The sequence below is a fragment of the Peribacillus sp. ACCC06369 genome (genome assembly GCF_030348945.1).
Lineage (GTDB): Bacteria > Bacillota > Bacilli > Bacillales > DSM-1321 > Peribacillus.
Window position 1 is genome coordinate 5,324,832 of sequence record NZ_JAUCEN010000002.1, and the last position, 12,174, is coordinate 5,337,005.

Annotated in this window: 10 protein-coding genes, 1 tRNA gene and 1 riboswitch; of the genes, 4 read left to right on the forward strand and 7 right to left on the reverse strand. The window is 40.1% G+C overall.

The genetic code is table 11. The features are described 5' to 3' along the window. Positions 1 to 5: 5 nt before the first annotated feature. The 3 genes from QUF78_RS27050 to QUF78_RS27060 form a co-directional block, all read right to left on the reverse strand. Positions 6 to 1,019, reverse strand: coding sequence for a FecCD family ABC transporter permease (locus QUF78_RS27050; protein WP_483313898.1), 1,014 nt, complete (start codon positions 1,017 to 1,019; stop codon positions 6 to 8). A 4-nt stretch (positions 1,020 to 1,023) separates the two neighbouring features. Continuing rightward, on the reverse strand, positions 1,024 to 1,989 hold the full coding sequence (locus QUF78_RS27055) for an ABC transporter substrate-binding protein (protein ID WP_289327111.1): 966 nt from the start codon (positions 1,987 to 1,989) through the stop codon (positions 1,024 to 1,026). Between the two features lie 179 nt (positions 1,990 to 2,168). Beyond that, positions 2,169 to 2,343: riboswitch (cobalamin riboswitch) on the reverse strand. 87 nt (positions 2,344 to 2,430) lie between these two features. After that, positions 2,431 to 3,312, reverse strand: coding sequence for a polysaccharide deacetylase family protein (locus QUF78_RS27060; protein WP_289327112.1), 882 nt, complete (start codon positions 3,310 to 3,312; stop codon positions 2,431 to 2,433). A 204-nt stretch (positions 3,313 to 3,516) separates the two neighbouring features. On the opposite strand from QUF78_RS27060, the gene QUF78_RS27065 reads away from it, so the two are divergent. Both QUF78_RS27065 and QUF78_RS27070 read left to right on the forward strand, forming a co-directional pair. Continuing rightward, a tRNA-Arg gene (locus QUF78_RS27065) sits at positions 3,517 to 3,590 on the forward strand. Between the two features lie 497 nt (positions 3,591 to 4,087). Next, the gene (locus QUF78_RS27070; protein ID WP_289327113.1) at positions 4,088 to 4,255 is read left to right on the forward strand and encodes a hypothetical protein; all 168 of its coding nucleotides are present in this window, start codon (positions 4,088 to 4,090) and stop codon (positions 4,253 to 4,255) included. A 217-nt stretch (positions 4,256 to 4,472) separates the two neighbouring features. Here QUF78_RS27070 and QUF78_RS27075 read toward each other — a convergent pair whose 3' ends face one another. Continuing rightward, positions 4,473 to 6,665 (reverse strand): DNA topoisomerase III, encoded by a 2,193-nt coding sequence (locus QUF78_RS27075; protein WP_289327114.1) that lies wholly within the window; start codon positions 6,663 to 6,665, stop codon positions 4,473 to 4,475. Positions 6,666 to 6,913: 248 nt separating this feature from the next. On the opposite strand from QUF78_RS27075, the gene QUF78_RS27080 reads away from it, so the two are divergent. Continuing rightward, complete coding sequence (locus QUF78_RS27080; protein WP_061465848.1) at positions 6,914 to 8,464, forward strand: ABC-F family ATP-binding cassette domain-containing protein; 1,551 nt, start codon at positions 6,914 to 6,916, stop codon at positions 8,462 to 8,464. A 447-nt stretch (positions 8,465 to 8,911) separates the two neighbouring features. On the opposite strand, the gene QUF78_RS27085 is transcribed toward QUF78_RS27080, so the two are convergent. The 3 genes from QUF78_RS27085 to QUF78_RS27095 form a co-directional block, all read right to left on the reverse strand. Then, the gene (locus QUF78_RS27085; protein WP_289327115.1) at positions 8,912 to 10,318 is read right to left on the reverse strand and encodes a hypothetical protein; all 1,407 of its coding nucleotides are present in this window, start codon (positions 10,316 to 10,318) and stop codon (positions 8,912 to 8,914) included. After that, positions 10,315 to 11,004 (reverse strand): ATP-binding cassette domain-containing protein, encoded by a 690-nt coding sequence (locus QUF78_RS27090; protein WP_289327414.1) that lies wholly within the window; start codon positions 11,002 to 11,004, stop codon positions 10,315 to 10,317. Before QUF78_RS27090 ends, QUF78_RS27085 begins: the two co-directional genes overlap by 4 nt. A gap of 102 nt (positions 11,005 to 11,106) precedes the next feature. Next, complete coding sequence (locus tag QUF78_RS27095; protein ID WP_289327116.1) at positions 11,107 to 11,319, reverse strand: hypothetical protein; 213 nt, start codon at positions 11,317 to 11,319, stop codon at positions 11,107 to 11,109. A 337-nt stretch (positions 11,320 to 11,656) separates the two neighbouring features. Between QUF78_RS27095 and QUF78_RS27100 the strand changes: the two genes are divergently transcribed. Next, positions 11,657 to 11,851, forward strand: a complete 195-nt coding sequence (locus QUF78_RS27100) for a hypothetical protein (protein ID WP_289314235.1) — start codon at positions 11,657 to 11,659, stop codon at positions 11,849 to 11,851. Positions 11,852 to 12,174: the final 323 nt, after the last annotated feature.

Below are 12,174 nucleotides of genomic sequence, written 5' to 3' on the forward strand. Positions count from 1 at the left end.
CCATCTTACCCTTCTCTCCGTCTCTTTAATAAAATCAGCGCGAATGCGGGTGCCCCGATAAGTGAAGTGATCACCCCGATTGGCAGTTCCGATGGGGCAATGATCGACCGTGCTACAAAGTCCGCCAATATTAGGAATCCGCTTCCTACCAGCAATGACAACGGAAGCAAATGTTTATGGTCAGGTCCCCAAATCTTTCGGACAAAATGAGGAATGACCAATCCTACAAAGCCAATCGCCCCTGAAACGGCAACGGCTGCCCCTGTCAACACCGAACCGGCTATCAAAATCCACATTTTCCGCCGCTTAACATTAACACCTAAGTGTTTTGCCCGGTCTTCCCCGAAAGTCATCGCATTCAATTCGCTCGTATTCATGATCAAGATCAACGAACCAATAATAAAAAACGGCAAAATGATTGCAATATAATTCCAGCCGCGCATTGAAACGCTTCCCATCAGCCAGCCGATGATTTGTCTTAATTCATCACCAGTCAGCGCAATCATCAATGAAATGAAGGCACTTAAAAACGAGCTGAAAATGATTCCCGTTAAAATGATCGTTTCCACTTTCATCGATCGATCCATTTTTTTTGCAAAAGCCAGTACGCAGAACATCGTGAGCACTGAGCACACGATGCTCAATGCCGGAAGAGTATATAAACCGATGAATGGTAGTGATATATTCAAGAATATTGTCAATACGGCACCGACTGATGCTCCTGATGAAATACCTAATGTGTAAGGGTCAGCGAGCGGATTCCGGAGCAGGCCCTGAAACCCCGCTCCCGAAATCGCAAGTGATGCCCCAACAAAACCCGCTAGCAACACACGCGGCAAGCGGATGTTCATCACAATATTCGTAAGCATTACATCCGGATCAGCTGAAATCGGTAAATGAAAAATCTCCTTGCCGATAATTTGTAATAGTACAGGAATCGGTACTGGCACCGAACCAAAGGAAATGCCTATCGTCATTGCGAATAACAAAAATAATAACGCAATCAAATAAGCAATCATCCATTTAGTTGTCAAATAGGTTCGGATAGACTGATTTGGCAAGTTCCTCTACTCCCTCTATTAAGCGTGGACCGGAACGGGTCACCAAGTCGGAATGGACATCAAAGACTTGGTCATCCTTCACAGCATTTACGTCTTGCCACCCTTTTCGGCCCTTCACTTGACTTACTGCATCTTTTGTATAATAACCATACGTTGTAATGATGACATCCGGATTTGCAGCAATCATAGACTCTTCATCAATTTTTGCCCATCCGTCCAGTTCAGCAGCTGCATTTTCCGCTGAAATAATTTGAAGCATTTCATTCATGAAGGTATTTTTTCCAGGTGTATATATCTCAGGTGACGGTGAAACCTCCACAAAAACGGTCTTCCTATCCGCTTCCTTTACGGATTTGGCTTTTTCCTGAATATCCTTGAGCTTCGTTTTCATGTCCGTAACGATTCCGTTTGCCTTATCATGTTCCCCTGTTGCCTGTCCAATCATATCAATAGAATCATAGACTTGGTCAAAGCTTTGTGCATCATTGACTACGAGGACAGCAATTCCAGCATCCTTAAGCTGCTGCAAACCCTCATTCGAATTATGGGCACTGGATGCATGGGCAAGAACAAGGTCGGGCTTCAAGGAGACAATCATCTCCGTGTTCATTTCCATTCCGCCAACTTTTTCAATTTCTTTCGTTTCTTCCGGATAATTATCATAGTCGGAAACACCAACAACCTTTTTACCCAAGCCAAGTGCAAAGACAACTTCCGTATTACTTGGTATCAACGAAACGATTTTCTTCGGTTTTTGTTCTATCGTCACCTTTTCGCCTGTTGCATCTTTAATCGTAATCGGGAAAACTTCCTGTTTGGCATGATTCGTTTCCTGCTTTTCTTTTCCTTCATTAGTAGCATCGCTACAGCCAACCATCATACCTGCAGTCAGCAACATCACCAGTATCAGACCAAAAATCTTCTTCATTTTCATTCCCCACAATCTTTTTTTCTTTTAATTTCTTCACACCTAATGAACAAAACGCATTATCGGAAGATGCACCCCAAAACAAAAGCACCTCCCGTTAAACGGAAGATGCTTGTATGGCAACAATATAATTACGGACTCTTTAGGGTCTGCCACACACCTTCCCATCCGCGTAGGTTACAGGTGTACGAATTTTGGCAGGTCTCCTGGCTCATGGTCATCGTCAACGGCACCTTCCCATATCTCATACAGTGGTAAACATCCGTTGGCTCCCATATACAGTGGCGGGACCGCGCTGGCATTTCACCAACTTCCCTTTTAAGTCATTAAGACACCAAATCGTTCATATGTATATAATTTTCACTGCCTTTCATTATACACCATGTAAGAATCGATTATTATATGATTTTTCTGACTTGCCTCGAAATGACCCGTCCATCTTCAATGATTAGAAGCATTTTCAATCAGGGACGCAAATCCCTCGACTGATAATCCCGGTGAAATCCGAACCCTATGCAGGGAATGCATCCCTTGGTCCCTTGAAGCTCCTCCAGGTTCGGTAGTGACTGCCATCTTGTATCCAGCTTCTTCTGACACCCATAGACTTTCTTCGTTATACCGGCCAACCGGATAGGAAATTACTGTCGTGTCCTGGTCGAGGATACGGTCGAATAGCTCCTTCGACTGAACCATTTCCGCTTCTTGCTGCTCTGCCGTCATCCGGTTCAACTCCAAATGGTTGATAGTATGACTTTCGATTGAAATCCCATTCCTGCTCATCTCCAACATTTGATTTTCAGTCAGGTGATGACCTTTATCAATGGACTTCCCGATCATGAAGATGGTTGCTTTCATATCATATTCTTTTAATATGGGGAAAGCCTCCGTGTAGTTATCTGTATAGCCATCATCAAAAGTAAGCCAGACGCACTTATCACTTGGCATCCGATTTTCGGTTAAAACGAGGAATGCTTCTTTAGGGGATAATGTATAGTAACCATTCTCCCGAAGCCAAGTCATTTGGGATTGGAATTCCTCTCTTGGAACCCGAAGGCCATTACCTTCAGAAATGCTATGATACATCAATATTGGAAACTGAACCGCGGAATCGGCCCTTATCCAGTTTCTCGTATCGATTTGTTCCGGTTCGTCCTTTGAATCCTGTCCGGTGCCATTCTCCGCTGCCTCAACCACTTCAATGTCATCTTCCGCAATCGGCGCAGCCCTCTTTGTGCCTATACCCTCTAAAATCCCTTGTGAGCATGCAGGTAAAATTAATATCCCCAGCAATGCCACAAACAGTAAAACTCTGTATTTTCCCACTATCATTCTCCTATTTTTTTCTAGTATAATAGTACCAGAAAACCAACCAATAATAAAGTATTCCATTTAACGAAAAAAAAGGAAAAAGCAGAAATAAGAGACCCGCTAAGCGTTTAGATGATTTTTTCATAATTATTATTGCTATTAACTTGAAAAGTTTGCCTATAAGAAATATAATAAATAGGTCGTCGACTTTTTTTATATGTCCCAGTAGCTCAGCAGGATAGAGCGACAGCCTCCTAAGCTGTAGGTCGTAGGTTCGATTCCTATCTGGGACGCTAATTTTAAAACCCTGTTACAATGCGGTATCTCCGCGTCGTAACAGGGTTTTTCTGTTGGTATGGCCTTACCTATTTAGGTTTTTGAGGGGCTTCCAATGTAAAGGTCGGATTTCTAGATACCGGTATGAGAAAAGTCGGAAGTATCGGCGAACATTACATTATGAGATTAACCATTTAATTTTCTTTCAACTTTTTGACTCTGTTTAAAGAGAAGTTTTAATTAATGATGTTTTTCGATATATATATCCGCAGAAAAGTAATATTTTTTTGAAATATATGTTTTAACCTGTCCCATCCGGGTAGATAAATACTGTAAGACATTCTCACCAAAGGAGATGATGTGCACGATGAGTACAATCAGAAGCCAATGGAACAAAGAGAATGACGCAGCGGTGTTTAGTCCCGGTGATCAGCGTTAGAGTCAATTGAAGAGTTAGTCGATAACCAAAATGGGAATTACTAGTCTTCTCGCCCAAAGGAGGAGGATACTGATCATGAGTATTTACAACCTATGGAATCCAGAGAATGATGAAGCAATTTTCAGTCCGGGTGATCAGCAGACATTTAGTACGCTTACACTAGCAGATACGGATAAATACACACATACAACTGACGAAACACTTGAATATGAATTACACGGCACCGTACTGAATGAAATTTAACCCTAAGCAGTGATATATGGAAAAGGATGGAGCGAATGCTCCATCCTTTTCTGCTGTCTTTTACTTTTATATGGATTTCGCCACTTCATCAAGCGGCAATCTTTTGTCTGGAAAGATGGACCTGCCCACAATGAACTTGCCCACCCCGCCCCATGCAAATACCCCCCAAAAAAAAGGCCCTTTCACTATTAAGCTTAAAGTGAAGGACCATTTTCTTTTATTTATCGAATTTCAGTTTGGCCAAAGCATCCGCTAAGGCAGTATTGATCGGCTCTTCTTTATTTTGCTTTTTCATATAATTGGAGACTTCATTTTTTGATACTTTTTGATTTTTATTTTGCCCTCTTCGTTTATTGTAAGAAGAAAGTTTTTCGTGAAAACCGCATTTACAGGTGAATGTCTGTGCTTCTCCTTGACCGCGCATTTCCATCTTTTTGTGACATTGTGGACATCTGGCATTTGTTACACGTGAAACACCTTTTTTGTGGCCACATTCACGATCCTGACAGACAAGCATTTTTCCCTTTTTACTATTCACTTCAAGCATCAGCTTGCCGCAATCAGGACATTTCGTTCCTGACACGTTATCATGCTTGAACTTTTGGTCACTATTTTTGATTTCTTGAACGATATTTTTGGCATAGGTGCGCATATCGCCGATGAATGCCTGTTTTGGTAGCTGTCCTTTGGCAATCGCTGTTAACTTTTGCTCCCATTGAGCTGTCAGTGCTGGAGATCGTAAGTCTTCAGGTGCCAATTGAAGGAGTTGTTTACCTTTCGAAGTTACATGAAGGCCCTTCCCTCTCTTTTCAATCAGGAAGCTATTGAACAATTTTTCAATAACGTCAGCACGTGTTGCAACAGTCCCAATCCCTCCAGTTTCACCCAGAGTCTTGATGAGTTCCTTGCTTTCCCCTGCCATGAAACGAGCAGGATTTTCCATTGCCGAAAGAAGCGACCCTTCATTGAACGGCTCCGGTGGTTTCGTTTCACCCTCTGTTTGTTTCACAGTCGAAATGGATAAACTGTCACCTTTTTGAACGTTCGGAAGCAGTTGCTCAGCAAGGCCATCTTTAGCTTCTTCCTCGTCGAATTGGTGATCATAGACTTCCTTCCAGCCAGATTTCAGGACGACCTTCCCTTTTGCCATGAACGTCTCCTGTCCCATTTTTGCGGTGACGGTCGTTTGCTCATATTCAAAAGGCGGCATTAATACGGCAAGAAACCTTTTAACGACCAAATCATAGATTTTAGATTCTTTGTCGCTCAGTTTTCCCGGTAGCGGAGTCTGCTCAGTGGGGATGATCGCATGGTGATCCGAGACCTTGCTATCATCCACGAACGATTTATTGGCCTTAATCGGGCTGCGCAGGATCCTTGATGCATACTGGGCATATGGTTTAATGCTGACAGCCTGTAATCTTTCTTTTAGCGTATCAACCAAATCCGTTGATAAAAAGCGTGAATCCGTCCTTGGATACGTCAAGACTTTATGGCTTTCATATAAGCGCTGCATGATCGATAACGTCTCTTTCGCCGAATAACCAAATTTCTTATTGGCGTCCCTTTGAAGTTCCGTTAAATCATATAAAGAAGGGGCAAAACTTTTCTTATGTGCTTTGTTCACTTCCACCACTTCTGCCTTTTTCCCCTTCACGGCTGAAAGAACCTTTTCTGCCTTGGCTTTGTCAAATGTGCGGATATCTTTAGATTGGGCATCTTGCCAGATTAGGCGCAAATTGGATTCTGCAGTTGCCGAAACGCCATAATATTTCTTAGGCTGGAATTGTTTTATTTCTTCTTCTTTTTTTGCAATCATCGCAAGTGTCGGCGTTTGGACGCGGCCGCAGGATAGCTGGGCATTGTGCTTCGTAGTAAGAGCCCGTGTCGCGTTCATCCCAACGATCCAGTCCGCTTCTGCCCTAGCAACAGCAGAGGCAAATAGGTTTTCATACTCCTTGCCATCCTTCAGCTTTTTAAATCCATCTTTGATCGCTTTATCCGTTACAGAGGAAATCCAAAGCCGTTTGATCGGCTTCTTTACATTCGCTTTTTCGAGAATCCAGCGTGCAACGAGCTCCCCTTCGCGGCCAGCATCTGTTGCAATGATGACATCCTTGACATCATTGCGGTTCAATTGTGTTTTAACCGATTGGAACTGTTTGCCTGATTGCTTGATCACGACCAATTTCAAAGACGGCGGCAACATGGGCAGGTCCTCAAGGCGCCAAGTTTTATATTTTTCATCATAAGTTTCCGGATCTGCATGTGTGACCAAATGACCCAGGGCCCAAGTGACGATATACTGATCGCCTTCAAAAAAACCATTTCCCTTTCTCCCGCAATTCAGCACTTTCGCTATATCTCTTCCGACCGAAGGTTTCTCGGCCAGTACGACTGTTTTACTCATAGTGACATCCTTTCCCTTTTAAACTGATTCCTCTATTATCTCATATAATTTATGACAGGGCGATAATGCACAGGCATGGCATCCCAAAAACAGATCCAACAGGTATCGATCCATTGAATTTCCCGCCTGGGCTCACTTGTACCCAAGGGGATAAATGTAAATTAATAGATTAGATAGCAATCCCGTGCAGTTTTTAGTATGATGAAACGTAGGGATTTTTTCAAATTAATTGGGAGGTTCAATATAAAATGAGCTTACTTTCTATAGATAAATTAGCACACAGCTTTGGCGACCGTACCTTATTCAAGGATGTTTCCTTCCGCCTGATGGCCGGTGAACATGTTGGTCTGGTCGGGGCAAATGGTGTCGGGAAATCAACGATGATGAATATCATTACAGGACAACTTATCCATGATGATGGCCGGGTGGAATGGACACCTGGTGTCGAATATGGCTATCTTGATCAACATACGATACTTTCAAAAGGTAAATCGATTCGCGACGTCTTAAGGGATGCATACTTACCTTTATTCGAGCAGGAAAAAGCACTGAATGAAGTAACAGAGAAAATGGGGACGGCCACTCCAGAAGAACTTGAAGAACTCTTGGAACAAATGGGTGAGATTCAGGACAAGCTGGAAGCCGGCGGTTTTTACAATCTGGATATTAAAATTGAAGAAGCGGCACGCGGTTTAGGGTTGGATGCAATCGGTTTGGACCGTGATGTCTCTGCCCTAAGCGGTGGACAACGGACAAAGGTTTTACTAGCAAAGTTACTTTTGGAACAGCCTGAAGTGCTGCTCCTTGATGAACCGACGAACTACTTGGATGTAGAGCATATCCGCTGGCTGAGCAGCTACTTAAAGGAATATCCTAATGCATTCTTATTAATTTCGCATGACACTGAGTTCATGAACGGCGTCGTCGACGTCATTTTCCATCTTGAATTTTCAAAACTGACCCGTTACACGGCAACTTATGAAAAATTCCTTGAGCTGGCTGAATTGAATAAAAACCAACATATTAACGCATATGAAAAACAGCGCGAATTCATTAAAAAGCAGGAAGACTTCATTGCAAAAAATAAAGCCCGCTACTCAACGACCGGTCGGGCAAAGAGCCGTCAAAAGCAATTGAACCGGATGGAACGCATCGATCGTCCAGAAACTGCAATGAAACCTACCTTTGATTTTAAAGAATCACGTGCGAGCAGCCGTTATGTATTTGAAGGTGAAGATTTGGAAATCGGATATGACCGCCCATTACTTCCGAAGTTGTCCATGACCATCGAACGGGGAGAAAAAATTGCCGTGGTCGGCTGTAATGGAGTTGGTAAATCCACTCTTTTAAAAACGATATTAGGTAAAATTGATCCTCTAGGCGGCAAAAGATCACTTGGCGATTTCCTTTTTTCTTCTTATTTTGAACAGGAAGTGAAAGCAGGCAATACGACGCCGATAGATGAAGTATGGAATGCATTTCCACATCTGGACCAACCGCAGGTACGTGCCATTCTTGCCCGTGTCGGTTTGAAAAACGAGCACATTACACGTCCGATGAGCCATTTAAGCGGTGGTGAACAATCTAAAGTACGCCTGTGCAAACTTATGCTTACCGAAAGCAATTGGCTGTTATTCGATGAGCCGACAAACCATTTGGATGTCGTTGCAAAAGAAGAACTGAAACGTGCATTGAAAGAGTATAAAGGAACGATTGTCCTCGTATGCCATGAACCTGATTTCTATGAAGATTGGGTTACCAAAGTATGGGATGTAGAAGAATGGTCTGCCCAAAATTAATTTTTTTAGGGGATGTCGCAGAACGCGGCATCCCCTTTATTATGAAATAAATAAAAAGCTAGATCATACTTTTAATTGTTCGGACAGGTCTCATCCCGAACCATGATTTAAAAAGATGGTCATTTACTGTTTTATCTGTAATCCCCATTGGATTGAGGAAATTTGCGACACTCCTGCCGAATAACTGGCTAGACGAGACACCAAAGAGCTTCGACGAGGTGACTTGGCAGACAGTCGCGGAAGGGAGCGGAGTCTGAAAACAACTGGAACGTTTATTAAAGAAAAAAACTGCAGGCAAACTCGCTTTTTTCGAATTTGTCTACAGTCTGAAAGTCAATTCTACATTTTTTTCTATATATTGATTTTTCCCTCTGTTATTTCACTGGACCGTTTTCATTTTGAATGAAACTGTGAAAAACTGTGCTATTAGATAATCAGAAAGATGTTCTATGTACGGTTATATTGGTAGTTACTCACCTTTTGTTTTTTGGGTTTTCCTCTATACCTTAGGAGGTAAAGGATCAGTGTCAATGTAACGGCTATAGACAATTGAATTATAAAGATTGTTTTAATAATAAATAACGATTCAATAAAGATGCCAATAACCATATACGAAACGATCATCAAGGCTTTTATCTTCTTTTGAATTTCATACTTATAAAAGCAATCTAAAATTAAGCTTAACATAAGAAAACAGTAGAATGCCTTATAACCATCAAGTATCAATAATAAGGGAAGACCCTCTACGAATACTTTTAATAGAAGAAGAATGGTGAACGTTACAAATAGAAAAAAACTGTTCGTAATGTCTACAGCAATTCGTTCCGTTTTTAATGAAACGGGTAATAAATCAAGTCTAAGCTTTTGATGTAATTTGTATTCAATTTTGATATTGGTTAAATTTAGGAAATTGACGAAGAAAGCAATATAAATGGTATCCACGAAAAAGTTAGTATGTATATCTTCCATTTTCATAAAAGGCAAATACATACTAAGTATATTAAAAACGATAACCGTAATATTTATCGTAATGAGTTTACTAATATAGTTAACATCTCTCAGTAGCCTGAAGAAATTGTACTTTATTAGACCATTTATAACTTTATTCCGTATGAGGATATTCACTATCCTTGTAGATATCCGGTTCGTGACGTGATTGAATTTCTGAGAATCTAGATTGGCACCTTTTTCTTTTATTAATCCACCAACAATGATTGGATAAGTGATAAACGTTATGACTAAAAACATGCAGAGAATAAGCAAAATGGTTGTTATCGTGAAATCCAATTTGGATAATAAAGGCGAAAGCTTACTTGAATTAATATATAAGATTAAAACGATGAGAAGGGTAATGGCTGGAAAATACGGGAATCGAACCTGATACTTCTTAAACCAAAGGATGAAAAACTCAGAATATGTCCGAAGAAACTTCAATGAGAAAACAAAGAATAATAGCAATAGGATATTTAACGTTGGTGCCCCGTAAAATAAAAGAAAAGAAATCACGATTGTAAGCTCTAGAACAATTTCTGCTGTTAGGTTCGATTTAATCAAATGATAAAAAAAGAGTTGGTTGGGCTTAATCGGAATGGTTTTGGAAAAGCTTATGATATAAGTGGTGCTTTCATATAACGCCATAAACACGAAAAGCAATAACAACTCGATTACAGTGAGCACAATAATATAATAGTGGATTACCGTACTCGTATGTACATCAAAAAAAGACAAAAGGATAAAGAGCAAAGAAACCCAAAAAAGAGCTGTGAATATTAATTTTACAGCTTTTTGCTTTTGGTTTAGACTCTTTTCTTCGGTATAGATATTGTATAGCTTGCTGTATGAATGAAAATTCATTCTACTACCCTCTCTGTCATTTCTTCATTTTTTTGACTATGAAGCTTTCCATTTTCCAATCGGTATATATAGTCTGAAATATCCCATGTATGGTCCATGATATGACTCGTGAATAAAGTAGCTTCTCCATTTGCTTTTCGTTTTAGGAAATATGCTTTCACCCAGTTAACAGCCTCATGGTCCAAGCCCTCGAAAATTTCGTCACAAACCAATACCTTAGGATCATAAAGAATGCTACCGATCAATTGGATTTTTTTCTTTGTTCCGAAAGATAAAGAACTAAATGTGGAATCTAATTGATTTATTACATTCAATTCCTCTGCATAGGATGTATATTTAGCAACAACTGATTCTTCTGGAAGGTTGTATATAGAAATTATAAGTTCAAAGAACTCTCTTCCGGTGACCTTCTCCAAATGCAGTTGATTATCTACCGAAACGAACGATGTAACTGTTCTCAGGAAGTTATGATTATTATGATTTTCATTCAAAATATTAATTTCACCTGAATCATAATCCATAAAGTTCAATAAGCAGTTTAAGAAAACACTTTTCCCAATTCCGTTACTTCCTACTATCGCTACTACTGAATCACGTTCAATAGTTAAATTTAAATTGTCTAATACTTTCTTGGAACCAAAACTCTTATTTAGATGATGGACCTCTATACTATTAATCGCAATCACATCCAATTAACTCTTAGTATTTATATCGTACCAGAAAATGACAGATAAAGTAATGACATTAGGATAAGTATTAGGTTTTGTTGCTTAAGTTAAATTAATAAATTAATCTATTAGTCCAGCAGCTTTTAATGCATCATAAATTGCATATAGTGCACTTGCATTTGATGCTAACCATTTAGTGAAAGCCCAGTATCCAGCTTCCCATGCAGCCTTTGCTGCATTGTATACTGATGCTGCGCCAGCTTTGATTGCGGCCCATGCCTTTGATCCGTATTTTGAGATTGCGTTATAAATTTTAATAGCGATACTTAACATTTTTAATCATCCACCTTTTGGTTTTTTTATAATTTCCTAATGTCATTACGATATCTTGCTTTAATAATACAAAAGAAAAAAAGAAAAAAAAGGTAAAAAAGGCAATGTTTCGGAAACCCGAAGACCCTTTGTCACAGATGGTTTCGTCTTTCCGCAGATCCTTTTACATTCATAGAATTTCCATGTAAATTATGGTAAAATTTCCTTTCATGGATTAGTAATTCAGTTTCTCCTGGATGGAGATGAGAGGCTTTCATTTATTTAACGCTATAAATTAAGAGCATAAAATCCATGTTATACATAATCAGCTTTTAAACTTAGAAAAGGAGTTTTTATAGTGAAGAAACTGACCGTATTTTTCGAAATTATCTTTGTATTAAGTTTCGTTGGTTTAACGCTCCGGTTTTTTGGAGTTGAAAAGGCAGAAGAATGGGGCATCATCTTTTACATAACGGGTGGATCTAGTTTCTTAATCAGTTACTTGCTTCGACAATCAACAAAGAAAAAAGATACCGTAAGTAGTGATAAATAAAGGTGCTTAATTCCATTCCCACTTCATGAAAAGGCGTACTCCATCCGGAGCAGCGCTTTTTATTTTGTTTATATTTGTTATTTAACAGGATAGAAAAGGATAAATGGGATCACTTCCTGCGGTTCATCGTACGGCTCCTCCATACTTATCTCCTTTTTTGGGATCCCACTATTAATTCCTGGCAGGGAGCACAGAATTCCCCTTACTAGGGGCTACACAGGCAGTTAAATTGGGTGTTACCTTTGGAGACGAGTCTATCAACTCCTTATCCTCCCTTTGGTCCGGTACAGTTGACAGACGCCAAATATAGGTAAAGGGTTCTT

Excerpts from the sequence above, each read along its gene's own strand:
- QUF78_RS27070 (WP_289327113.1), top strand. The coding sequence starts at position 4,088 with ATGAGTATTTACAACCTATGGAATCCAGAGAATGATGAAGCAATTTTC.
- QUF78_RS27055 (WP_289327111.1), bottom strand. The coding sequence starts at position 1,989 with ATGAAGAAGATTTTTGGTCTGATACTGGTGATGTTGCTGACTGCAGGT.
- QUF78_RS27085 (WP_289327115.1), bottom strand. The coding sequence starts at position 10,318 with ATGAATTTTCATTCATACAGCAAGCTATACAATATCTATACCGAAGAA.
- QUF78_RS27075 (WP_289327114.1), bottom strand. The coding sequence starts at position 6,665 with ATGAGTAAAACAGTCGTACTGGCCGAGAAACCTTCGGTCGGAAGAGAT.
- QUF78_RS27095 (WP_289327116.1), bottom strand. The coding sequence starts at position 11,319 with ATGTTAAGTATCGCTATTAAAATTTATAACGCAATCTCAAAATACGGA.
- QUF78_RS27050 (WP_483313898.1), bottom strand. The coding sequence starts at position 1,019 with ATGATTGCTTATTTGATTGCGTTATTATTTTTGTTATTCGCAATGACG.
- QUF78_RS27080 (WP_061465848.1), top strand. The coding sequence starts at position 6,914 with ATGAGCTTACTTTCTATAGATAAATTAGCACACAGCTTTGGCGACCGT.